The 24,200-nt window shown below is 59.1% G+C and carries 23 protein-coding genes; 20 read left to right on the forward strand and 3 right to left on the reverse strand.

The features are described 5' to 3' along the window. Positions 1-99 precede the first annotated feature (99 nt). From ACTQWD_RS01535 to ACTQWD_RS01630, 20 genes are all read left to right on the forward strand, one after another. Positions 100-1,722 carry a peptidoglycan D,D-transpeptidase FtsI family protein gene (locus ACTQWD_RS01535; protein WP_441559091.1) on the forward strand — a complete coding sequence of 541 codons (1,623 nt, stop codon included), beginning with the start codon at positions 100-102 and terminating at the stop codon, positions 1,720-1,722. A 124-nt stretch (positions 1,723-1,846) separates the two neighbouring features. Next, a complete protein-coding gene (locus tag ACTQWD_RS01540) occupies positions 1,847-3,271 on the forward strand; it encodes a UDP-N-acetylmuramoyl-tripeptide--D-alanyl-D-alanine ligase (protein ID WP_441559092.1) in 1,425 nt (474 codons plus the stop codon). 3 nt (positions 3,272-3,274) lie between these two features. Then, positions 3,275-4,294, forward strand: a complete 1,020-nt coding sequence (gene mraY / locus ACTQWD_RS01545) for a phospho-N-acetylmuramoyl-pentapeptide-transferase (RefSeq protein WP_154515238.1) — start codon at positions 3,275-3,277, stop codon at positions 4,292-4,294. Positions 4,295-4,303: 9 nt separating this feature from the next. After that, positions 4,304-5,710: a UDP-N-acetylmuramoyl-L-alanine--D-glutamate ligase gene (gene murD, locus ACTQWD_RS01550; protein ID WP_441559093.1), complete on the forward strand. Its 1,407-nt coding sequence runs from the start codon at positions 4,304-4,306 to the stop codon at positions 5,708-5,710. Positions 5,711-5,746: 36 nt separating this feature from the next. Then, a complete protein-coding gene (gene ftsW / locus ACTQWD_RS01555; protein WP_441559094.1) occupies positions 5,747-7,240 on the forward strand; it encodes a putative lipid II flippase FtsW in 1,494 nt (497 codons plus the stop codon). Next, complete coding sequence (gene murG / locus ACTQWD_RS01560) at positions 7,230-8,345, forward strand: undecaprenyldiphospho-muramoylpentapeptide beta-N-acetylglucosaminyltransferase (RefSeq protein WP_441559095.1); 1,116 nt, start codon at positions 7,230-7,232, stop codon at positions 8,343-8,345. The genes ftsW and murG overlap by 11 nt, the downstream gene beginning before the upstream one ends. Before the next feature lie 96 nt (positions 8,346-8,441). Next, a complete protein-coding gene (gene murC, locus ACTQWD_RS01565) occupies positions 8,442-9,860 on the forward strand; it encodes a UDP-N-acetylmuramate--L-alanine ligase (RefSeq protein WP_427727623.1) in 1,419 nt (472 codons plus the stop codon). Between the two features lie 5 nt (positions 9,861-9,865). Then, entirely contained in the window at positions 9,866-10,777 is a 912-nt protein-coding gene (gene murB, locus ACTQWD_RS01570; RefSeq protein WP_154515248.1) for a UDP-N-acetylmuramate dehydrogenase, read from the forward strand. Between the two features lie 205 nt (positions 10,778-10,982). After that, on the forward strand, positions 10,983-11,999 hold the full coding sequence (locus tag ACTQWD_RS01575) for a cell division protein FtsQ/DivIB (RefSeq protein ID WP_427719196.1): 1,017 nt from the start codon (positions 10,983-10,985) through the stop codon (positions 11,997-11,999). A 200-nt stretch (positions 12,000-12,199) separates the two neighbouring features. Further along, complete coding sequence (gene ftsZ, locus ACTQWD_RS01580; protein ID WP_427727619.1) at positions 12,200-13,351, forward strand: cell division protein FtsZ; 1,152 nt, start codon at positions 12,200-12,202, stop codon at positions 13,349-13,351. Between the two features lie 210 nt (positions 13,352-13,561). Beyond that, positions 13,562-14,362: a polyphenol oxidase family protein gene (locus tag ACTQWD_RS01585; RefSeq protein WP_154515254.1), complete on the forward strand. Its 801-nt coding sequence runs from the start codon at positions 13,562-13,564 to the stop codon at positions 14,360-14,362. Next, positions 14,359-15,195: a phosphate ABC transporter substrate-binding protein gene (locus tag ACTQWD_RS01590; protein ID WP_441540643.1), complete on the forward strand. Its 837-nt coding sequence runs from the start codon at positions 14,359-14,361 to the stop codon at positions 15,193-15,195. The genes ACTQWD_RS01585 and ACTQWD_RS01590 overlap by 4 nt, the downstream gene beginning before the upstream one ends. Before the next feature lies 1 nt (position 15,196). After that, on the forward strand, positions 15,197-16,123 hold the full coding sequence (pstC, locus tag ACTQWD_RS01595) for a phosphate ABC transporter permease subunit PstC (protein ID WP_441033191.1): 927 nt from the start codon (positions 15,197-15,199) through the stop codon (positions 16,121-16,123). A gap of 3 nt (positions 16,124-16,126) precedes the next feature. Further along, complete coding sequence (gene pstA / locus ACTQWD_RS01600) at positions 16,127-17,032, forward strand: phosphate ABC transporter permease PstA (protein ID WP_427727613.1); 906 nt, start codon at positions 16,127-16,129, stop codon at positions 17,030-17,032. A gap of 12 nt (positions 17,033-17,044) precedes the next feature. After that, on the forward strand, positions 17,045-17,848 hold the full coding sequence (gene pstB, locus ACTQWD_RS01605) for a phosphate ABC transporter ATP-binding protein PstB (RefSeq protein WP_089571588.1): 804 nt from the start codon (positions 17,045-17,047) through the stop codon (positions 17,846-17,848). A gap of 92 nt (positions 17,849-17,940) precedes the next feature. After that, a complete protein-coding gene (locus ACTQWD_RS01610; protein ID WP_427719211.1) occupies positions 17,941-18,798 on the forward strand; it encodes a phosphate signaling complex PhoU family protein in 858 nt (285 codons plus the stop codon). A 120-nt stretch (positions 18,799-18,918) separates the two neighbouring features. Further along, positions 18,919-19,656, forward strand: a complete 738-nt coding sequence (locus ACTQWD_RS01615) for a YggS family pyridoxal phosphate-dependent enzyme (protein WP_441559096.1) — start codon at positions 18,919-18,921, stop codon at positions 19,654-19,656. A 60-nt stretch (positions 19,657-19,716) separates the two neighbouring features. After that, a complete protein-coding gene (sepF, locus tag ACTQWD_RS01620; protein ID WP_154515266.1) occupies positions 19,717-20,445 on the forward strand; it encodes a cell division protein SepF in 729 nt (242 codons plus the stop codon). Between the two features lie 57 nt (positions 20,446-20,502). Then, a complete protein-coding gene (locus ACTQWD_RS01625; protein WP_427719264.1) occupies positions 20,503-20,748 on the forward strand; it encodes a YggT family protein in 246 nt (81 codons plus the stop codon). 62 nt (positions 20,749-20,810) lie between these two features. Beyond that, positions 20,811-21,479, forward strand: a complete 669-nt coding sequence (locus ACTQWD_RS01630; protein ID WP_154515270.1) for a DivIVA domain-containing protein — start codon at positions 20,811-20,813, stop codon at positions 21,477-21,479. Between the two features lie 166 nt (positions 21,480-21,645). On the opposite strand, the gene ACTQWD_RS01635 is transcribed toward ACTQWD_RS01630, so the two are convergent. From ACTQWD_RS01635 to ACTQWD_RS01645, 3 genes are all read right to left on the reverse strand, one after another. Continuing rightward, positions 21,646-22,176 (reverse strand): nitroreductase family protein, encoded by a 531-nt coding sequence (locus ACTQWD_RS01635; RefSeq protein ID WP_441559097.1) that lies wholly within the window; start codon positions 22,174-22,176, stop codon positions 21,646-21,648. A gap of 282 nt (positions 22,177-22,458) precedes the next feature. Further along, entirely contained in the window at positions 22,459-23,082 is a 624-nt protein-coding gene (locus tag ACTQWD_RS01640) for a DUF47 domain-containing protein (RefSeq protein WP_427719219.1), read from the reverse strand. Positions 23,083-23,148: 66 nt separating this feature from the next. After that, complete coding sequence (locus ACTQWD_RS01645; protein WP_427719222.1) at positions 23,149-24,198, reverse strand: inorganic phosphate transporter; 1,050 nt, start codon at positions 24,196-24,198, stop codon at positions 23,149-23,151. Between the last annotated feature and the right edge of the window lie 2 nt (positions 24,199-24,200).

Raw genomic sequence — 24,200 nt, forward strand, 5'->3', positions numbered from 1 at the left:
CGCGGCTCGGATGACCCTCAAGTACGCAATAGCAGATCGAATAGACGATCTTCGACCGAATGGCTTACGGGGACGCCATTGCCTCGCCGTAATGTCGTCATGGGTTGTATCGGTTTGGGCCTGGCTGCGGGCGCCATCCGCCTTGCCGACTACCAGATTGTAAATGCCGATGAGTTGCGCGGGCGCGCCGATGCTCGACGCCTGCTTGCGGAGACGCTTTACGCCAAACGCGGCACGATCTACGACCGAAACGGCAACGTGCTGACGTCGTCGGTCGAGTGCAGCAATGTCGCCGTGAATCCACAGCTGATCGAGGATGTCGACAAAACGGTATCGGCCTTGGTTAAGGCGACTGGAATCGATAAGAAGACTTGCCGCAAGCTGGTTCAGTCCGACGGCACCTGGGTGTATATCAAGCGCCAGGTGGACGAGGACGATGCCGCGGCATTGAAGAAGAAAAATCTGCCCGGCGTGCTCTTTGAGCAGGCGATGAAGCGGGTGTATCCATACGGCAATCTGGCTTCGCAGGTTCTAGGCGTGGTGAACGTTGACAACGTGGGCCTAACGGGCCTTGAAAAGCAATATGACAAATTGCTGACCGGAACAAACGGCACGCTGGTACGAGAGCGTGCGAGGGACGATAGCTATATTGCGGGTGGCGCCTATAAAAAGGTTGCCGCCATCGATGGCGTTGACATCGTGACGACGCTGGATGTCAATATCCAGCGTGCAGCAGAGGACGCTCTGGCGGAGGCGGTCGAGAAGACCAAAGCCAAGAACGGTTCGGCTTTGGTGACAGACCCTACTACCGGCGAGATTCTGGCCGCCTGTTCGTATCCGACCTACGACCCGACCAATTTGGAGAACGCCAAGACCGAGGATATGAACTTGCGCTTGGTCACCGATGCGTATGAACCCGGTTCGGTCTTTAAGACGCTCGTTGTGGGTGCGGGTTTCGACTTGGGCGTCGTGCGCTCGAGTACGTCGTTTGAGGTGCCGGCGAGCATTAAGGTCGGCGACGATACCGTCACCGATGCCGATAAGCGTGACTACGCCATGACCATGGATGTGCGCGAGATGATGCGCCGCTCATCCAATGTTGGCTTTGTATTGGTCGGGCATAAGATCGGCGCGGACGATTTTGCCGCGTATGTGGACAAATGGGGCGTTGGACACAGTTCGGGCATCGATTTTCCCGGCGAGAGCCTTGGCATTGTCAAGGAGCGTGACCAGTATGACGGTGCCACGTTGGGCTCGATGAGTTTTGGCCAAGCGCTGTCTGTCTCGCCGATCGAGATTGCGCGCGCCGTGGGTGGCATTGCCAACGACGGCGTGATGATGACGCCGCACTTTTATAAATCCAGCAAAGGCGAGGAGAAGGACTGGGGCGAGGGCGAGCAGGCGATTTCTGAGGACGCCGCCGCCCAGGTGATATCGTGCATGCAGACGGTCGTTTCCGAGGGCACGGGTGTCGGGGGCGCCGTCGACGGTTACGACGTGGCGGGTAAGACCGGTACGGCCGAGCGCGCCGATGAAAAAGGCGGCTACCTCAAAGCGAGCTATATGTCGTCCTTTATGGGGTTTGCCCCGGCGCAAGCACCCAAGGTTTTGTGCTATATCACGCTCGACGGAACGCCGAGCGGTTCGGATGCTGCCGCCGTGCCGTTCCAGGTCATTATGGCTAACGCGCTCGATGTGTTGGGTATCCCACGCACCAAGTAGGGGGTTACAATCCTGAAAAGGGCTGTCGATTAATCTGGAGGGTGTTCACATGCCCTGCACCACGCATGCGCGGCGCTGGGATACAATACGCCGATAGCATTATTAGGTTTACAGGGGAGCTGCAATGATAGAGATCGCCGTCAACAACCTCGCGGCCGCAACAGGGGCCCGGACCGTGACGAGAGAAGCCGATCGGGTATGCCGTGGGTGCGTTATCGACTCGCGCCAGGTTGAGGAAGGCACGATTTTTGTTGCCTTTCCGGGTGAAAAAGTCGACGGCAACGATTTTGCTTCCCGCGCCATCGAATCGGGCGCCGGCGCTGTTGTGATGACGCGCGAGCCCAATGCCGAGCTCGTATCGCTGGCTCAGCGTAAGGGCTGCGCCATCCTACACACCGATGATCCCGAGGAATTTTTGCTGCGCCTGGCACATGCCTATCGCACGCAGCTTGGCTGCCTCGTGGTTGGCATTACCGGCTCTATCGGTAAGACGACGACCAAGGATGTCCTTGCGGCAGTGCTTGCCAAGCGCTATCGCGTTTGGGCCACCAAGGGTAATTTCAACAATCTGATCGGTATGCCGCTCACGGTTTTGGCCGCTCCTGCCGACACCGAGGTGCTGGTTCTCGAGATGGGTATGAACCATTTTCACGAGATCGAGCGCCTTTCTCGGTCCGCCAATCCCAACCTTGCCATCGTGACCAAGATCGGCACCTCCCATATTGGAATCCTGGGAAGTCGCGAGAATATCGCCCGCGCTAAGTCCGAGATTGTTGGGGGCATGTGTGCCACCGACGACCTTCTCCCGTTGCTGGTTTTGGGCGGCGAAGACGACTTCACCCCGTTCATTCGTGAGACGTTTGCCGAGCCCGCGGGTATCGACGTGATGCTGGCGGGTGTTTCGGATGTTGATGAGGTTTGCGCCCGCGGCATTCACATTGATGATGAGGGCCGCCCGGTCTTTACGCTTGACTTTGGTATGGGTGAGTCCGTTGACACCATGCTCGCCATTCCCGGCGTCCAGTCCGTTCCCAATGCCGTTAAGGCCGCCGCAGTTGCCTATCGTTTGGGTGTGACCCCCGAGCAGATCGATGCTGCCTTTAGGGGTATCGCGATTACCGGTCATCGTCAGGAGATCAAACACGCCAAGAGCGGTGCCCGCATTATCGACGACTCGTATAACGCCAGCGCCGAATCCATGGCTGCTGGCCTTGACCTGCTGTGCTCGCTTTCGTGTTCTGGCTCTCGAATGGCGATTCTGGGCGAGATGGGCGAAATGGGCGACGAGGCCCCCCGCATGCATGAGCTGGTTGGCGCCTATGCCGCGGCTAAGAAGCTCGATATACTGGCGTGCGTGGGCGGTGAGCTGGCTGCTCGTATGGCCGAAGCCGCGCGCATGATGGGCATGGACGAGGACCGCATCCAGGTGTTCTCCGATTATCAGCAGGTGCTCGACCGTATGGCCGGCGCACTTGAGAAACATGATGTTGTGCTGGTCAAGGGCTCTCGCTTTGTCGAGCTCGACCGCTTTGTGGAAGGTGTGTGCTAGCCCATGTTCGGGAACCCCGCGTATCCTACATACCAGGCCTTTTTGGGACTTGGCATCGCCGCCGCCATTGCGCTGCTGCTCATGCCGTGGTGGATCAAGCTTCTTAAGGTCGAGGGTATCGGCCAGCAGGTCCGCGCCGATGGACCCAAACGCCACCTGATTAAGCAGGGCACGCCCACCATGGGCGGCGTTGTCATTCTCGTAGCCGTTTCGCTGACGTGCCTTTTGATGGGCAAGCTCACCACCGAGCTTGTGCTCGTGCTGCTTGCCACGCTTGCAACCGGCGTTCTGGGCCTTATCGACGATTTGACCTCTGTCACGCACGGTCGTTCGCTCGGCCTGACGCCCCACGCCAAGATGATCGGTCTCACCATCATCTGCGTCACGTTTACCGTGCTTGCCGTCAGCTGGTGCGGCGTTGCCCCCGAGATTCGTTTTCCCGGCGGTCTGACGATTGACCTCGGTATCTTCTCGACCACCATTGGTGGCCTTACCTTTCCGTGGCTCTATATCGTCTTTTGCTGGCTGATGATCGCCGGTCTTTCTAATGCCGTGAACCTGACCGATGGCCTGGACGGCCTTGCCGGTGGCACCTCCATGATTGCCATGCTTGCCATGGCTGCCATGGCGTTTTTGCACGGTGACGTAAACCTGTCTATCTTCTGTACCGCATGCGCTGGTGCTTGCCTGGGCTTCCTTTGGTTTAACTGCTATCCGGCGAGCATCTTTATGGGTGATACCGGCTCTCTTGCCTTGGGTGCGGCCTTTGCCTGCACGTCCATTATGACCAACACCGAGGTCGTCTCGCTCATCATCGGCGGCCTGTTTATCGTCGAGACCCTGTCGGTCATGATTCAGGTCGTCTACTTCCACTTTACGCATAAGCGCGTCTTCCTTATGGCGCCCATTCATCATCATTTCGAGAAGAAGGGATGGGCCGAGACTAAGGTCGTCATCCGTTTTTGGATTGTCGCTGCCGCTTTTGGCGCTCTGGGCCTTGCCCTGTTTTTCCAGTTGGGATAGTGGTTTTTCATGCCTCTTGCAGATTCCTTTAGCCTGCTCGTCTTGGGCCAGGGTAAGTCCGGTCTTGATGTCGCTCGCTGGGCGCTTGCGCACCCCGAGCGCGTGAGTACCGTTACCGTGTACGGTGGCGGCACGTCCGAGCCCAATGATGCCACGCGCTCGCTCGAGGCGCGCGGGGTATCGTTTGTCTACGGAACCGAGCAGGTCGAGGGCGCGTTTGATGTATGCGTGACGTGTCCGGGCATCTCGGAGTTCTCGGCATTCTTTAAGGCTGGCCGCGATCACGCTGCCCAGATCATGGGTGAGCCCGAGTTTGCCTACCGCCTGTCTCCCAAAAATTGGATCGCCATTACGGGCACCAACGGCAAGACAACCACCACGTCGCTGACCGACTACCTGCTTATGGCAGCGGGCGAGGCGAGCGTTGCTGTCGGTAATATCGGTGAGCCTCCGGTGAACGAAATCGACGACCGCGCGCATAACGAGTGGTTTGTAGCTGAGCTTTCGAGCTATCAGATCGCAACGACGACCGAGCTCCACCCCCGTGTGGCGGTGCTGCTCAACATTACCCCCGACCATTTGGGCTGGCACAAGAGCCATAAGAACTATGCGCTCGCCAAGATTAAGCTCTTCGAGAATATGGTCGATGATGACCTTGTGGTTATCGACGTCGAGGATGCCGGTATCCATGAATTCGATGAGTATGTCTACACGCCGGGTCGTCGCATCTGCAAGGTCGCCTTTGACGAGCCTGCGGGCGAGGACGCCGCATTTGTGCGCGATGGCAAGATGGTCATTCGCCTGAAGGGCGTCGAGACCCCGCTCATCGCCACGTCCGAGCTCAAAATCTCCGGACATCACAATGTCATCAATGCCCTGTGCGCTGCCACGGCTGCCCTGGCCGTCGGTGCCGATGTCGACGGTGTGTGTCGCGGCCTGGCCTCATTCCAGCCGCTGGAGCACCGCGTTGAGCCCTGTGGCGAGATCGATGGCGTGCGCTACGTCAACGATTCCAAGGCAACGAACACCGATGCGGTCGAAAAGGCCCTGACGGCGTTTCCCGACGACGACGTGATCTTGCTGCTCGGTGGTCACGATAAGGGCACGCCACTCGAGTCCTTCGCCCGCGTTGTCATGGACAACGTGCGATCGGTCGTCTGCTTTGGCGATGCGCGCGAGCGCTTTACCGCCGCTATGGACGAGGCCGATGTCGATGGTGACGTTGATATCGCTCAGGCTGACGACCTGCGCGACGCCGTCGACGTTGCCCGTTCGCTGTCGAGCCGAGGCGACGTGATCCTGCTTTCTCCCGCCTGTTCTTCGTTCGATGAGTTCTCGGGCTACGAGGAGCGCGGCCGCGTGTTTAAGGACTACGTGGCCCAGCTTGCCGCCGCAGCGAAATCGCAAATGGAATAGGGGCCGCCGGTGAGAGAGGAGAGCCCCCGACAAGGTATGAGGAGGCCCGACTCGGACCGTGCTTCCTCGCAGCGCAGTACGCCGCGTTCCGGTCGCGGCGGGCAGACGCTCAGCGAACGCTATATTGCCGGCGTCCCAGCCCGCATCATGCGCCCTCGTTTGATATTCATGGCGTGCCTGTTTACTTTAGTGTGCTTTGGTCTGCTGATGGTGTACTCGGCGTCATCGGTCGAGGCATTGCACGAGAACGGCTCGGCGACGTTTTTCCTGGTTCGACAGGCTACCTTTGCCGGGGTTGGCGTGCTTGCCATGGTTGCGATCGTTCGCGTCTTGCCGGACAGCTGGTTTGGGGAAGATGTACTTAGGATCTTCCTTATCGGCATGATTCTCTTGCTGTTTGCGGTATTTCTTGTCGGCAGTGGCAGCCGTGGCGCCACGCGCTGGCTCAACATCGCCGGTATTCAGTTCCAGCCGTCTGAGTTTTTAAAGCCGTTTGCCATCGCGTATTCGGCCATCATACTCGACCGTTTCTTTTCGCCCGGTGGCAACATCAACGAGTTCCTTCGCAAGATGGTCGTCTACTTGGGCATTTCGCTCTTTTTGATCTTTATCCAGCCCGATTATGGCACCGTCTTGATCATCTCGCTGACCCTCATGTGTATGGCGTTATTTGCGGGCCTAGACCCCAAGTTTATCATCGGCGTGATCATTCTCGTCATTGTCATGAGTGTGTTTGCGCTTGTTGCAGAGCCGTACCGCATGGTGCGTGTTCAGGTTGCCCTGAACCCTTGGGCCGACGAGTATGGCGATGGCTATCAGGCAACGCTTGCCATCATGGCGTTTGCTTCGGGCGGCTTGTTCGGCCGTGGCATCGGTAACTCCACCATGAAGTATTCGTATCTGCCCGAGGCACACAACGACTATATTCTGGCCATTATCGGCGAGGAGGTCGGTTTTGTCGGGACCGCGCTGCTCTTCCTGGTCTTTGCGATGCTGATTTACTCAGCGTTTCGCATTGCCGAACAGGCTGCGGACCGTCGCGGAGCGCTCATGGCATCGGGTTCCGCAGTCATTCTCGCGGTACAGTTTTTGATCAATGCGCTGGGCATCCTCAACGTGTTTCCCATGACGGGTAAGCCGCTGCCGTTTATCAGCTACGGCGGTTCGTCGATTATCGTATCGCTTATGCTTGCGGGGCTGATCTTGCGCGTCTCGCACGAGAGCGCCCGTCGTGATGAGTACGACCGTCGCCGCGAGAGCTTTGCCGTTATGGACGAGAGCACCGCCGGCGTGCCCCATGTGCGCGGCGATCGCCCTTCGCGCAACGGTTTTACGGTCTTGGATGGCTCTGCGTCCGAGCCGGCGGCTCGTCCGCGCCCGCGAACGGCTCCGCAGGGGCGTCCCCAACGCCCGAACCCCCGAAGCTCGGGCGGCGGATATAATCGAATCAATTTGAATTCGGACCCGTCGGCGCGTCTGCGCACCGACGATCAGGGACCGCGCGTACGAAGGGATTTTCATGACCGATAAGATGACCGTTGCTATCGCAGCCGGCGGCACGGCGGGACATATCAACCCTGCACTTGCCTTGGCTGAGGAGTTGCGCGACCGCGGACATCATGTTGTGTTCGTGGGCCAGTCGCACAAGCTCGAGGGTCGTTTGGTTCCCGAGGCCGGGTTCGATTTTGTACCTATCACGGTCACGGGCTTCGACCGCTCCCGTCCTTGGACCGCGCTGAGCTCGCTGTGGCGCGTCAATAAGGCCAAGCGCTCGCTCGCCAGCCATTTCTCAAAGGTTGGCAAGCCCGATGTGGCTATCGGTTTTGGTGCCTACGTCGAGGTCCCGCTGCTGGGCTGGTGCAAGGATGCGGGCGTTCCGTATCTGCTGCACGAGCAGAACTCTGTTCCGGGCCTGGCCAATAAGATGATGAGCTCCCATGCCGCCCGCGTGTGCATCTCGGTGCCGGCTGCGCGCTCTATCTTTGAGCGCGGGGGCGACCCCGAGCATGTGCTCATGACCGGTAATCCGGTGCGCCGCTCGGTCATTGAGGGCGATCGCGCCCGCGGCCGCGAGGCACTTGGCGTGCCCGAGGATGCGACGCTTCTGCTCGTCTTTGGCGGTTCGCTCGGTGCCCAGCATCTCAACGAGCGCGTAGCCTCGCTCAAGAGTGAGCTGCTGACCCGCGAGAATCTCTACATTTTGCATTCGACGGGAGCCGACGGCTTTGAGGACACCGAGCGTGCTTTGGCGCTGACGTCCGATGAGATGAAGCGCTATCGCGTCCAGCCCTACATTGACGACATGGGCGACATGCTAGCTGCAGCTGACCTGGTACTCTCGCGCTCCGGCGCCTCGAGCGTGGCCGAGATTGCCGCCCTCGCCGTGCCTTCGGTGCTCGTGCCGTATCCGCATGCCACGGCCGACCACCAGACGACCAATGCGCGTTATCTGGTCGATGCCGGTGCCGGCGTGCTTTGTGCCGATGCCGATATCGATGCTCCGGCGTTTGCCGAGGAGCTGCTGCATCTGGTCGATGACGCCGCAGCGCGCGATGCCATGCGTCAGGCGGCGCGCGGGTTGGCTCAGGACCGCGCCGCCGCACTTTTGGCCGATGCGGTAGAGGGTTTGCGTTAGTTAGACGGGATATCGAGCTTGCGCTCGCGCGGATGCGGTAGGTGCGGTACAGTTAACGGGTTACAGGCAGTGTTTACGCAAGGAGTACACGAGCACATGGCTGATTCCCAGACTGCAACCTCCGCGCCCGAGTTCAAGAGCGCCCACTTTATCGGTATCGGTGGCGCCGGCATGAGCGGCATCGCTCTCGTTTTGCACGAGCGTGGCTATGCCGTTACCGGTTCCGACCTTAAGACCTCGCGCTACATTCGTCAGCTTACCCGTGCGGGCGTGAAGGTTCATGTGGGCCACGAGGCCGCCACGATCGATGAGGTCAAGCCCGACGTGGTCGTGGTCTCTACCGCTATTCCCGAGTCCAACCCCGAGCTTGTGCGTGCTCGCGAGCTCGGTATTCCTGTGTGGCCCCGCGCCAAGATGCTCTCGGCTCTGGGCCACGGCTACACCACCATCGCTGTTGCCGGTACGCACGGCAAGACCACGACGTCCTCGATGTGTGCCACCATGCTCGACCGCATGGGTCTGGATCCCAGCTTCTTGATCGGCGGTATCGTCGAGGGTTACGATACCAACGGAAAGAACGGCTCGGGTGACTACTTTGTCGCCGAGGCCGATGAGTCCGACAGCTCGTTCCTGTTCCTGAACCCCAACGTGGTCATCGTGACCAACGTCGAGGCCGACCATCTCGACCACTACTCGGGCATCGAGGAGATCGAGGCCACCTTTGCCAAGTTTATGGGCCTGGTTGGAGAGGGCGGTACCGTCATCGTTTGCGGTGAGGACCCGCATCTGGTCGAACTCGCCAAGTCGACGGGTCGCCACGTGCTTTCCTATGGCTTTGCCGAAACCAACGACGTCGTCTGCGTGCATCCGGATGTCAAGGGCATTCAGAGCGACTTTATCGTTCGCTTTGAGGATGGGACCGAGCATGCTGTCGAGATCAAGAGCAACCCCGGTCGCCACAACATGCTCAACGCCACGGCAGTGCTAACCGTTGCCCATGTCCTGGGTCTCGACGTCGATGCCGCAGCCGAGGCGCTTTCGAGCTTTGAGGGCGTCCGCCGCCGCTTTACCCATGTGGGCGATATTGACGGCATCACCGTGGTCGATGACTACGGCCATCACCCCACCGAGATCAAGGCGACGCTTGCCGCCGCCTCGTCGCTGGGCTATAAGCATGTTGACGTCGTGTTCCAGCCGCACCGCTATTCGCGTTTGCAGGCGCTGTGCGATGACTTTGCCGATGCCTTCGCCAATGCCGATAAGCTGCTGCTCATCGATGTGTTCTCTGCCGGCGAGATGCCGATTCCGGGCGTAACCTCCAAGATGCTCGCTGACACTGTGCGCGCCAAGCACCCTGGCAAGGAGGTCGTGTACTGCTCCAGCCGTCTCGAGCTCAATCGTGAGCTCGAGAAGATGGTAGGTGAGGGCGATCTGCTGCTTACTATGGGCGCCGGCGACGTTACGACCGTTGGCCCTGAGTTCATCGAGTATCTGACTGCCAAGAAAGACGCTTAGCCCCTATGGGTCTGTTTAACGCCGTCATGGCGCTTTCGGGCATGATCGACACGGATGTAGTCGAGGATGAACGCCTTGCGCGTCATACGAGTTATCGTATCGGCGGCAAGGCCGACCTCTTCGTGACGTGCCATAGCTATCATGCCCTTCGTCGTGCCGTGGCAGTGCTCGACCGTGAGCAGGTGCCGTGGGTCATCATCGGCAAGGGATCTAATCTGCTCGTTGCCGATGCGGGCTATCGCGGCGCCGTCATTTCGCTGGGGCGTGAGTTTCAGCGCACCGTTGTTGCCGAGGACGGTTGCACGCTGACCGTTGGCGCGGGCGTTATGTTCGCACGTTTGGTCAACGATGCCCTGTCGCGCGGGCTTTCGGGCCTTGAGTTTGCGGTTGGCATCCCCGGCTCGGTCGGCGGCGCCGTATCTATGAACGCCGGTACGCGTACCGAGTGGATAGGTTCGCTTGTCGAGGATGTGGTCACGTTTGACCCGGCATCCGGCATTAAGCATTATGCGGGGTCCGAGATTGCCTGGGGCTACCGTGAGTGCAGCCTGCCGCGTAACGAGATTATTCTCGAGTGCGTGCTTAAGCTCAAGCCTGCGCCTAAGGCCGACATTCGCGAGCGTATGGAGCGGTACCTGACGAGGCGCAAACGCACGCAGCCCATGGGTCGCGCTTCTTGCGGGTCGGTCTTTCGCAATCCACCCGACGCGAGCGTTGGCAAGCTGATTGAGGATTGTGGATTAAAGGGTTTTTCGGTTGGCGGTGCGGAAGTTTCGCCCGTACACGCTAATTTTATCGTTAATAACGGTACCGCCTCGGCCGATGACGTGGCCGCGGTTATCAGGCATGTGCACGGAAAGGTGAGGGAGGCGTATGGCATCGAGCTCAGACCGGAAGTCAAATTCCTCGGCTTCTAGAGCATCGAAACCTACCTTCCGCCGCGCCGGAGGGCGTTCCGGCGCACCCGTCCAGCCTCAACGCAAGCCCCCTGTGTCCTCCAAGTCCGCTGGATCCATACGGTCCGCCAAACGTCCGGTCGTCGGCTCGCAACTTGGTGGACGCCCTGCCGCAAAAAAGACGGTTCACCCGGCTCCGCGCCCCTCGGTGACGTCTAAGTCGGCGATGGGTGCCAAGCCCTCTCGCCCCATAGTGACGCCCAAGCCCTCGCTGGGGGCTAAAGCGACGCATCCCGGTCGTACGTTGGGCGCTGCCAAGCCGCGTTCGTTGACGTCGGTGCCCGCCACTAAGGCACCTGCGACCAATAAGGGTATCAATCCGCTGTCGTCGCTTGGCGCCATGGCGAGTAAGACGTCCGAGGCCGCCTCTGCCGTTAAGGGCAAGGGCAAAATCGTGGGCGGTATCTTGGCGGCTGTGGCCGTGCTTGCCGTCGTTGCCATCGTCGTTATCAATTCCGGCCTGTTTGCCGCTACCGATATTCAGATCGAGGGCAGCGAGCATGTGACCAAGCACGATGCCATGCAGCTGATCAGTCTGCCCGAGAACACATCGCTCTTCAACGTAAATCCCGACCAGATTACCGAAGATCTCAAGCAGAACCCGTGGGTTTCGGGCGTGGACGTTCAACGGCAGTTTCCCCACACGCTCGTCATTACGCCGACGGAGCGCAAGGTCACCGCGATCGCTTATATAAGTTCCGACGATCTTGCCTGGGCCATCGGCGACGATGACACCTGGATCGCACCGCTTTCGACCTCTGTGGAGGTGGACGACCAGGGAAATGTCGTCACTTCGGGTGAGGGCGCCAACACATTGAGCGGTATCGATGCTGCGTTGGCGCTGGCCAAGCACTACGGGGCCGTGCTGCTTACCGATGTCTCGGCTGATGTCGAGCCGGTTTCGGGGCGGGCTGTTTCTTCCAAGGCCGTTAAAGCGGGCCTGGATTACGTGCGTGGTTTTTCCGGCGAATTCTTGGCGCAGATCAAGGATATTTCTATACCTTCGGTCGAGGCCATCTCGGCGAATCTTGATAATGGCGTTGAGGTCTCGCTGGGCGATTCTGATGATATCGCCAAGAAGGAACGCGTCGTGACCAAGCTTCTGTCGCAGGTAGAGGGCGTAACCTACATCAACGTTCGGTCTCCCGGCAACTATACGTTTAGAAACGCACCGACCGCTTAGCGTCGGTGCGTGGCTTTGTTGAGGGGCCATACCACGCCGTTTATCTGGTTTGTTTGGTTTTCACGGTCAATTATTTGACTGATACGTTCATAATGTGCAAACATAATACGGTTTACCTTTGCATTTACTTTCAACCTGAAGGTTAATGTGCGCAGGGGTCAACCCATGCTATGGCTATAACCTTTGTTCGGAGGACCGACATGCACGAGACAGAGATCAACAACTACCTTGCCGTCATTAAGGTGGTCGGCGTCGGCGGCGGCGGTACCAACGCGGTCAATCGAATGATCGAAGAGGGCATTCGTGGCGTCGAGTTTGTTGCCATCAACACCGATGCTCAGGCGCTCGCGATCTCTGATGCCGATATCAAGGTCCACATCGGCACCGACCTTACCCGCGGCCTGGGCGCTGGCGCCAACCCCGAGGTTGGTCGCAAGGCTGCCGATGAGTCCCGCGATGACATCGCCGAGGCGCTCGCTGGCGCCGACATGGTGTTCATCACCTGCGGTGAGGGCGGTGGCACCGGCACCGGCGCCGCTCCCATCGTTGCCGATATCGCGATGAACGAGGTCGGTGCGCTGACCGTCGCCGTCGTGACCAAGCCCTTCACCTTCGAGGGCCGCAAGCGTAAGAAGAGCGCCGAAGAGGGCATTAAGACCCTTTCCGATTGCGTCGACACCATGATCGTTATCCCTAACGACAAGCTGCTCGACATCGCCGAGAAGAAGACCACCATGCTCGAGGCCTTCGCGATTGCCGATGGCGTCCTTTCCCAGGGCACCCAGGGCATTACCGACCTCATCACCGTCCCGGGCATCATCAACCTGGACTTCGCTGATGTTAAGACCATCATGAAGCAGGCCGGCACCGCCATGATGGGTATCGGTACTTCTTCTGGGGACACCCGTGCCGTCGACGCCGCCCAGCAGGCTATTTCCAGCCCGCTGCTCGAGAGCTCTATCGATGGTGCTACGCGCGTCCTGCTCTCCATCGCCGGCTCCAAGGATCTGGGCATCCAAGAGATCAGCGATGCTGCCGACGTTGTCGCCAACGCCGTCGATCCCGAGGCCAACATCATCTTCGGTACCGTTGTCGACGAGTCCCTGGGCGATCAGGTGCGCATCACCGTTATCGCTACGGGCTTCTCCGACTCTAATGTCAACCGTCAGGACGAGCTCTTCGCTGCCCAGCAGTCCCAGAGCAAGGCTTCCGTTGCCGAGCCTCAGCGTACCGCTCCCGCTGCAAGCTCGGCTCAGTCTGCCCCGACCCGCAATGTCGGCGGTACGGAGCTTCCCAATTTTGGTAACGACCAGTTTGAGCTTCCCGACTTCCTTAAGCGTGGTAGCTTCTAGTTCGTTTTTCTCAACAACCTGCACGGGGTGCGTCCATTTGGATGCACCCCGTTTTGTTTCTCGTTTGTAAACGAAAGTCTCCAATCTCTTTACGTTCCCCTTACGTTTGGTCCCTACCGCTGCGGGTATCCTTTTGTAGAAGTATGGCAGCCGTATGGCACGGACTGCTGCGGCTTGGCCGCGATACTCGTGTTATTAGGAGGCTTTAGTATGGCAGCACGTGCGGACAACGTTTCGCGTGTCGACCATGATGGAGTTACGTTGGTAGAGGGCGCGACGCACGATGTCCGCTTTGCCTTCACCGAACGCACTGGCGGTGTTTCCGAAGATGCGTACTCCTCACTCAATCTGGGCTCGCATGTTGGCGATGACCCCTTTGCCGTTCAAGAAAATCGTCGCCGCGTACTCGAGGCCATGGGTATTGCCGAGTGCGAGCACAACCTGCTTGTCCCCAATCAGGTACACGGTGACAATGTCGTGACGGTGACCTCGAACGGCGCCGATGATCTCGAGAACATTCGCGAGCAGATTGCCGAGGGCTGCGATGCCCTCGTCTGCACGGCGCATGAGGTGCCCGTGATGCTTTGCTTTGCCGATTGTGTTCCCGTTGTGCTGGTGGCTCCCGGCGGCTTTGCCGTGGTGCATTCTGGCTGGAAGGGCACGATTGCGCGCATTTCCGCCAAGGCGTGCCAAGCGCTCTGCGAGGCGGCTGGCTGCAAGCCAGACGACATCTCTGCCTATATTGGGCCCCATATCCTGGGTGACGAGTACGAGGTGTCCCAAGAACTTATGGACCGCTTTGCCTCCGAGTTCGCGTGCATCGATGCTGCCGCTTCTCGTATGCTCGATCTTTCCGCCGCCATTCGCGAGGCGCTGATGGACGCCGGCGTCGAAGCGAACGGCATTGTGGACACCAAGCTCTCCACCGTTCGTCAGAACGACCGCTTTTATTCCTACCGCAACGAGGGCGGCACCTGTGGGCGCCATGCTGCGATCGGCGTGATGCTATGAGAAAGATCGCATCGGTCCTAAGCGCGGCAGTGCTCACGCTTACGCTGTGTGCCTGCTCCTCGGGATCTTCCACGTCTTCTATCACCGTGGCCGGCTCGACCACCTGCCTTCCCATTGCCGAGATTGCGGCCGAGGGCTTTAAGGAGGAGACCGGCACCGACGTGCTCGTCTCTGGCCTTGGCTCTTCTGCCGGTATCGAGGCCGTCAGCAGCGGCACGGCTGACATCGCCAGCTCGTCTCGTGGCCTCAATGCCGACGAGCAGAATCTGGGCCTGACCCCGATTGTAATCGCGCACGACGGCATCGCAGTCATCGTGAACGACGATAATCCGGTCGACAACCTCTCGACCGAGCAGCTTCGCGACATATACGCCGGTAAGATTACCAACTGGAAGGAAGTCGGCGGAGAGGACCTGAAGATTCAGGTTATTAACCGCGATGAGGCGTCAGGTACGCGCGAGGCCTTCCGTACTATCGTGATGGACGGCACGCCGTTCGATCGTCGCTCTGCCGTTCTTTCGGGCACGGGCCAGGTACGCGATGTCGTGTCCCGTTCGCGTGGTGCTATTGGCTACATCTCGCTGGGTTTTGTCGAGAGCCTCAACGCTAAGACTTCGGTTAAGGCTGTTTCGGTCAACCATGTCGAGGCATCCGAGAAGACGGTCGCAAGTGGCGGCTACCCCATCTCGCGCGACCTTTACTTCTTTGTGAAGGGTACGCCCTCGCAGCGTGCACAGGACTACATTGACTATGTGACGTCCGAGAAGATGGACAAGCAGATTCGCGAGGCGGGCTTTATTCCCGTCACCAACGACGGAAAGGGGAGTGAGTAGCATGGAAGCACAGGAAACCCCCCAGATTGAGCGAGAGGCTCAGGCGCCCAAAAAGCGTGAGTTGGCGTTGGTGTCGCGCAGCACCTATCTCAAAGAGAAGGCGCTGCAGTGGATCTTCTTTGCTTGCGCGTTCTTGGCGGTCGTTACCGTCATCCTGATTTTTGTCTTTACCACGTACTCGGCGTTGCCCGTCTTTACCGACATCGGTCTGGCGGACTTCTTTAGCTTTACGTGGGCGCCCTCCGAGGGCCACTACGGCATCATGTCGCTGCTGGCGGGCTCTGGTCTGGTGACGGTCGGTGCGCTCGCCATGGGTGTGCCCCTGGGTGTGGGCACGGCCGTGTATCTGGTCGAGATCGCCGGCAAGCGCGTGCGCAGTCTCATCAGCCCCGCCGTCGACCTGCTGGCGGGGATCCCCTCCATCATCTACGGTTTCTTTGGCATGGTCATCATCCGTCCGTTTATCGCGCAGCTGACCGGCGGTCTTGGCTTTGGTGCGCTGACAGCGTGGCTCGTGCTCGCCATCATGATCGTTCCCACCATCACCACGCTCACCATCGATGCCCTCAATTCCATTCCCATGGGCATTCGCGAGGCATCCTATGCCATGGGTGCCACCAAGTGGCAGACCATCTACAAGGTCGTGCTGCCTGCAGCCAAGTTGGGCATCGTCGATGCGATTGTCTTGGGCATGGGTCGTGCCATCGGTGAGACCATGGCCGTGCTCATGGTCGTTGGCAACGCTCCGGTCATCCCGGACAGCATCTCGAGCCCCATCTCGACGCTCACGAGCCAGATCGCGCTCGATATGAGCTATTCCTCGGGCCTGCACCGCTCGGCTCTGTTTGGCATGGGCGTGGTCCTGTTTATCATTTCCGCCGCATTGGTGGGCATCGTCCGTCTGATTTCCAAGAAGAAGAGGGGGTAGGCTATGTCCGATTCCGTTGACACGACGGTCGATACGACCTCGTCGCGCGAACGCATCAAGCGTGCCCTTTCCCATGGTAAGAAGGGCCGCATCAACAAGGATCTGTCCAACAAGATTATGCTCGGCGTGTTTCGTGCCGCGGCCTATATCACCACGCTGGTGCTGGTCGCCATCATCGCCTATGTAGTTATCAACGGTCTGCCGCACATCTCGCTCGACTTTATCTTTGGCTGGCCGCAGGGCGTAAACGCCGAGGGCGGCATTTGGCCCACTATCGTCTCGACCGTCTACGTGACGGCGCTCGCCATGCTCATCTGCACGCCGGTTGCCGTCTTGGCTGCGGTCTATCTGGCTGAATATGCCAAGCAGGGCAAGGTTGTCGACATCATTCGCTATGCTGCCGATGCCCTGGCCTCGGTGCCCTCCATTGTTATGGGCCTTTTTGGCTACGCCTTGTTTGTCGAGGCCATGGGCCTGGGTCTTTCGATGGTTTCGGCCGCCCTGGCGCTCGCACTTCTGATGCTGCCCATTGTCATGCGTACCACCGAGGAGGCAATCCGCGCCGTTCCGCGCTATATCCGTTGGGGCGCATATGGCCTGGGTGCCACCAAGTGGCAGGTCGTCTCCAAGATCGTGCTTCCTTCGGCTTTTGGCCGCATCGCCACCGGCATCGTACTTGCCATCGGCCGCGCCATCGGCGAGACCGCCGTGGTGCTCTACACCATGGGCCAGGCCATCAACCTGCCTATTTCGCCGCTCGATTCCGGTCGCCCCATGACCGTTCACCTTTATTTGCTTGCCAATGACGGCATCAACATGAACGCAGCCTACGGCACCGCGCTTTTGCTGATGGCGATTATTCTGGCCTTCAACCTGTTTGCGCGTTATCTGTCGCGCAAACGCCGCTAGTTAAGGAGTCCCATGTCCGTCTATCAGTCCGCTCCCACGCTGGAGCAAGCGGCCATCACGGCCAAGGATTTCAACTTTTGGTACGGTGACTTTCATGCGCTGACGGGTCTCGACCTCAACATCGCCAAAAACGCCATTACCTCGTTTATCGGCCCTTCGGGCTGCGGCAAATCGACGTTTTTGCGCTGTATCAACCGTATGAACGACCTTATCGAGGGCACTCGCGTCGAGGGCACCATGACGCTCGACGGCAACGATATCTATGCCGAGGGCGTCGACCCGGTCGACCTTCGCCGCCGCGTGGGCATGATTTTTCAGCAGCCCAACCCGTTCCCTAAATCCATCTACGAGAATGTTGCTTTTGGCCCTCGTCTGCAGGGCGTGACTAGCAAAAGCGACCTCGATGACATCGTGGAAGAATCGCTCAAGCGCGCCAACCTCTGGAAAGAGGTATCCAATCAGCTCAACAAGGATGGTTTGGCGCTTTCGGGCGGTCAGCAGCAGCGTCTGTGCATCGCGCGTGTGCTCGCGGTGCAGCCCGATGTCCTTCTGATGGACGAGCCCTGCTCCGCCATCGACCCCACGTCCGTCTCCAAGGTCGAGGATCTGATGGCCGAGCTGGCGCCCGAGATGACGATCATCATCGTCACACATTCAATGCAGCAGGCAGCTCGCATTAGCGACTACACCGCCTTCTTCTTGCAGGAGGTTGCCGGCGAGCCCGCCACGCTCATCGAGTATGGTCAAACCGACGCGATCTTCACCAGCCCGGTGGATTCGCGGACGGAAGACTATATCACCGGCCGCTTTGGCTGATCGGTGCGACTAGTCCCAAGCCGATCGGACCTGGTCCGGTGCGTATTCACTGTGCGGGCGGCATGACCGCACCCAACTGATTGGAGTGAACCATGCGCAAACTGTTTTCCCGTCAGCTCGTCGAGGCTCGTCACGAGATGTTGAGCATCTACGAGGCTGTAGACCTGGCTCTTCATGACGCCGTGAAGGCCTATGTGACCGACGACCGCAAGCTCGCCACCAAGACCAAGAAGCGCACGCTTTCGATTGACGCGCGCTGCGCCAACCTGGAGGCCGTGTGCTACAACCTGATCGCTACGCAGTCGCCGGTCGCCTCCGACTTCCGCTTGCTGCAGACAATCATCTACGTCGACTTTAACCTGCAGCGCATGACCGATAAGGTTCGCCAGATCTGCCGCGCCACGCGTCATATGGTCAAGGCCGATATCTCGCTGCCCCAGGAGCTCGTCGGTACGGTTGAGGCCGAGGCCGAAGCCGTATACCAGGTGCTGGGCTCGTCGCTTTCCGCGCTCGTCACCAACGACATGTCCATCATCTGCAACCTGGCCGTCGAGGACGAGCCGGTGCATGCGGCCTATGAGAAGTTCTTCCGTACCTTCAACCGCATGGACGCGGGAGAGTTTATGGACGACGACAGCAACTATGACGATCTGCGCCGCGCCATCATGGTTTCGCGCTACCTCGATCGCATCGCCTCGATTTCCATCGATGCCGCCTGCCGTCTGACCTTCCTTTTGACCGGCCAGCGCATGAACGCGGGCGATATCGCCCGTACGGACGAGGATGAGCTCGAGAGCATGCGCGTGCCTTCGGGCGAGGGCGTCATCATGAGGCCCGCTGTCGATGCGCGCTTTGTTGCCAAGGTGCCCGCTAACGAGGTGAGCGAGGGTCTTCGCTACCTGCTCGAGCACCTCGAGGACGAGGACGATACCGAGGATGACGAGGAGTAGGGTAGCTCCGTTCGTCGAAAGATTGTAAATACCTAAGTGAGCGCGGCCTTGCACATGCAGGGCCGCGCTCTTGCGTTAGCATGGGACTACTTGTATGGCTGTTAGCGGAGGCGATTGGCAATGGATAATTATTTGGACTTGATGCGCGCTCGCCGCGAGCAGATTCTCGAACGCTTTTATGCCGCACTCGATCGCGCGGGTCGTTCTCACGATGCCGCACGTCTGATTGCCGTCTCCAAGACCGTTGGCGTCGATGAGACCGTTGCCGCCATCCAGGCAGGGTATCGTCATTTTGCCGAGAACCGTCCGCAGGAGCTTGTTCGCAAGCTTGCGGGGTTGGCGGAGCATCCGGAGCTGCCCGAGGTGCGCTTCGATATGATCGGTAATCTTCAGACCAACAAGATCAATGCGGTGCTGGGTGCGGCCGAGCTGATTCATTCGGTGGGGTCGCTTCATTTGGCGCAGGCTATCTCGAGCCGTGCCGTCCGCAAGATTGAGGCGGGCGAGCTTTCTGCTCCGCAGCATGTGCTGATCGAGGTCAATGTAAGCGGGGAGGAGTCCAAGGGCGGCTTTTCGCCCGATGAGGTTCGTGCCTCCGCCGGCGAGCTTGCGGAGCTTGAGGGAATTTGCGTGCAGGGGCTTATGACCATGGCGCCCCGGGGGAATAAGGATGTGGCGCGCCGCACCTTTGCCGGGCTGCGTGAGTTGAGGGATGAGCTGGAGACGGCACACCCCGATCTGTGTCTGCCTGAGCTATCTTGCGGCATGAGCGAGGACTTTGAGCCTGCCCTTGAGGAAGGCTCGACGCTTGTTCGCCTGGGCAGGGTAGTATTCAGCCCGGAGTTTGAAGTAAAATAAGAGCCTGAAGTGCGCGCTGATTGTCAGAGCGCCTGCATTAGACCGTGAGAGGACACAACCATGGGTTTCCTTGACGAAATTAAAAATAAAATGCACCTAGGCGGCCAGCAGGGTTATGACCAGGGTTATGGCCAGGATGATGACTACGGTTACGATGACGGCTATGACGACGGCTATCAGAACAACGGCTACAGCGGTGCTTCGGGCGAGGGCTTCTACACGCAAGATGAACCGAGCAATGGACTGCTGGGGCAGACACGCCGCGGAGAGGCTGAGTCGGTTGCTGTGTACACGCGTTCCGGTCAACTGATCGGCGACGACTCCCGTCACGCTACGACGTACAATCCGCCTTCGCGCTCTCAGGATGCCGCTGCGGGCGGTTATCGTCCCGGCGCCTATGACACGCCGTCAAGCTACGCCGAGAACGCTCGGGTCCGCGCTGCCGCTGTGCCCGCTCCTGCTTCAACGCCGAGCGATGCCTCTGCCTATGCGAGCAATATCATCAACGCCACGCCTCAGTTGCCGGCCTACGTTCTTCGTCCGGAGAGCTATGACGACGTGGAGACGGTCGTGCGCCGCGTGCGTACCAAGCAGCCTGTCGCGCTGATCTTTGTGGGCGTTCGCACCGAGGTCGCCAAACGCGTCCTGGACTTTAGCTATGGCTTTGCCTGCGGCCTGGGCGCTTCGGTCAAAGAAGTGGGCGATCGCGTGTTTATGGTGCTGCCCGCCGGCTGCGAGGTCAAGGATTCGGATCTTAAGAAGCTTCGCGCCGACGGCTATCTCAAGTAAAGACAAGGTGAGGAGATTCCCATCAACATCTACACCATCGTTCAGCTTGTCAACACGCTGTTTAATTTTTATTCCACGTTGATTGTGGTCTACTGCTTTATGACGTGGATTCCCATGAAGCAGGGTGGTTTGCTACAGGATATCGCGGCGGTGCTCGACGGCGTTTGCGGCCCTTGGCTCAACCTGTTTCGCCGGTTTATGCCGCCGATGGGCGGTATCGATTTTTCACCGGTCGTTGCGATTATTGCGTTGCAGTTGGTGCAGAAGCTCATTCTGCAGCTACTTATAGGTATACTCGTATAGGACTGGCTCAGTAACCTATGTCGGGCGCTTAGCGCCAAGGCGATGATAAAGGAGAACTTGTTATGGCTATTACCCCTGCTGACATCCAGGCTCAGACCTTCTCTGAGGCCAAGCGCGGCTACGATCCCGCCGAGGTCGACGTCTTCCTGGAGACCCTGTCCTCCGAGGTCGACGCTATGCTTGCCAAGATCGTTGATCTTAAGGGTCGCCTGACCGCCACCGAGCAGCAGCTTGCCGATACGCAGGCTCAGCTTGCGCAGGCCCAGGATTCTGCCGCTCAGGCTGCCCCTGTCGCCACTCCCGCTCCCGATTTCTCCGCTCAGGAGCGTCAGATTTCCGCCGCTCTCATTGCGGCTCAGCAGACCGCCGAGGCGATTGTCAACGACGCTAACGAGAATGCTGACCGCATCCGCAACGAGGCCGACGCCAAGGCCCGCGAGGTCATCCGTCAGGCCCTGACCGAGAAGCAGGCCGAGCTCGAGGAGATTGACCGTCTGAAGGCTTCCCGCGAGGAGTTCAAGGCCGAGTATCTCAAGCTCATTCAGCACTTTATGGACGATGCTCAGAATTCCTTCCCGGCCGATCTGCTGGCTTCTACGCCGGTCGGTTCCGCGGCTTCTCCTGCCGTGACCATGCCTGCCGCCGAGCCGCTGCCTGTCGCTGATCCGGTTGTCCCCGTGGCCGACCCCTTCGCCCCGATTGACAACTTTGCCGCGGACGACCTGGACTAGCGCCAAAACTACAATCTAGCTCTTAAAAGGGGCTCGCGCTTGCGAGCTCCTTTTTTGTAGCTGTATACGGGTTGGGAAACAAAACGCCGAGCTCTGCGTGCGATAGGGCAGAACTCGGCGAACGTTTGAGCGGTAAAAGGTAGATTTTAGGGCATGGGCCAAAAAACTACTTGAGGAGGAAATTGGATAGGGGAATGGTGCGGGCCTCGCGATGCTCGGGGTCGGCGATATGGTCGGCGGGATAGCCGCAGACGAGCATGTGGTAGGGATAAACGCCCTCGGGCAGGTTGAACTGCTCGCGGGCTAGCTCGGGCTTAAAATGGCATACCCAGCACGTTCCCAGGCCCTGTTCCTCGGCCTCCATCATCATCTGATCGCAAACAATCGAGGTGTCGATAGCGCTGGAGTTCATCTGGTCATAGGGACGCACCCAAGCATCGTTGGTAACGCTGCAAACGAGGAAGATGAGCGGAGCGCCAAAGATGGACCCATCACGAGCAAACCGAGGCTGACAAGCAGCTGCCTTTTCCAGAAGCTCAGGTGTATCCAACACCATCACACGGGTTGGATGATTATTGCAAGCAGAAGGAGCAATGCGCCCAGCCTCAACAATGGTATCCACCACAGCCTGCTCAACAGAACGATCCTCAAACAAACGACAAGAATACCGAGACCGAGCCAGATCAATATACGACATACAAGCCCTCCAACAATTAAAAATCAAACAAACCCAAAGTAACTTAAAGAGTACCCAAAGCAGCAATCAGTCAAACGCTCACCAAGGGCCAAAGTGTCCGAGCGGGTACCAAAGGTCCCTTCAGCCAAACCCCCATTGCGCTAAAACTATCAGCCAAAGTTCCAATGGTGATACGTAAGGCGAAGGCCCGACACCTATTTTCTTTCGAACGACTCTGCCGTGCAGCCGGAGAGAGAAAGCAAATAGGTGCCGGGCCTTCGCCGGTGGGACGCGTACCCCCAATTAACTGTTCTTCATGACAATCGAATCCACGACATCGGCCACATTCTCGCAGCAGTCGGCGCAGTACTCCAAGAAGGCGTACACGTCACGCCAGGCGATGACCTCGAGCGGGTCCTTGCCGTTGACGTGCAGGTTACGCATGGCGTTGATGTAGAGTTCGTCGGCCTCGGACTCGATGGTGTTGATCTGGATGACGAGCTCGCGCAGCGTTTTGGACTTGCGGTAGTTGGGCAACTCGACCATCAGGTCCTTCATGGCGCGGCAGGCGTCGGTCACCTTGTGGGCGATCACGATGGCATCGGGGTGGATGCTCTGGATGTTGGTGAAGTAGAGGCGCTGCACGACGCCCTCAATACGGTCGAGCACGGTATCGAGCGAGCAGCTCATTAGGTTAAGGTCCTCGCGCTCAAGCGGGGTGATAAAGGCCGTGAGTAGGGCGTCTTCGAGCTCATGGTGCTTCTTGTCTGCTGCATGCTCAATCGCATGCATCTTCTCGAGCATGTCGTGGATCTGCGCGGGGTCAAAGTTCTCAAAAATCTTGGTGAGCAGCTCGGCTGCCTGAACGGCGAAGTCGGCGCAGGCGACGTAGTTGTCAAAGTAGAACGAATCGGGTTTCTTTGCCATGAGTGATCCTTTCGGGGCGAAGACGGGTGGGCGAGGTAATGCGGTCCGGATGGACGTTCGGTTTGACTAGAGGAACATCATGAACAGCCTGGCCATGACAAAGCTGATGAGTCCACAGGCGGGGAAGGTGAAGAACCACGTGAACATCATGTCCTTGACCACGCCGAAGTTGATGGCCGAGAGGCGCTTGACGGCGCCGACGCCCATGATGGCGCAGGTCTTGATGTGCGTGGAGGACACGGGGATACCGGTGAGCGTGGCAAGCAGCAGGTTTGCGGCTCCTGCCAGGTCGGCAGAGAAGCCCTGATACTTTTCGAGCTTAACCATGCTCTGGCCGACGGACTTGATGATACGCTCACCGCCCACGCTGGTGCCGATGCCCATGGTGGCCGAGCACAGCAGCATGATCCAGATGGGGATGCCGGCGTCGCCGACGCCGGTCTGTCCGTTGGCAAAGGCGACACCTAAAAAGAGCACGCCGATGAACTTTTGTCCATCCTGCGCGCCGTGCATAAAGCTCATGGCCGCGGCGCTCGCGATCTGAGCATATTTAAAGAAGACGTTGGCACGTCGCCTGTTGGCGGCAGCGAAAAGAATCGAGACGAGCTTGCACAGGACCCAGCCCATGACAAAGCCCAGACCGATGGAGAGCGCCAGGCCGTAGATGACCTTCATCCACTCATGGACATTGACGCTGCTGGCGCCGCCGAGGGCGATGGCAGCGCCGGTCAGGCCGGCGATGAGGCTGTGGCTCTGCGAGGTGGGGATGCCAAAACGCGATGCCGTGGCGCCGTAGACGACGATGGAGAACAGGGCCGCGCAGAGGCACGCGAGCGCCATGGTGCTGTTTCCGCCAAAGTCGACGATATGGGAGATGGTGTTGGCAACGCTGGCATTAAAGTGCGTCATGATGAGCACGCCCAAAAAGTTGAACGCGGCACTCATGAGAATGGCGGCGCGGGCGGGCATGCAACGCGTGGTGACACAGGTCGCGATGGCGTTGGGCGCGTCGGTCCATCCGTTGACGAAGATGGCGCCGAGCGCGAGGAACACGGTGACGGCAAGGACTGGGTTCGAAACAAGTTGGCCGAGGAAGGCTGAGAACGTTACGTCCATAT

This window comes from Collinsella sp. LCP19S3_B6, from assembly GCF_052121815.1.
In the GTDB taxonomy this organism is placed as follows: Bacteria; Actinomycetota; Coriobacteriia; order Coriobacteriales; family Coriobacteriaceae; genus Collinsella.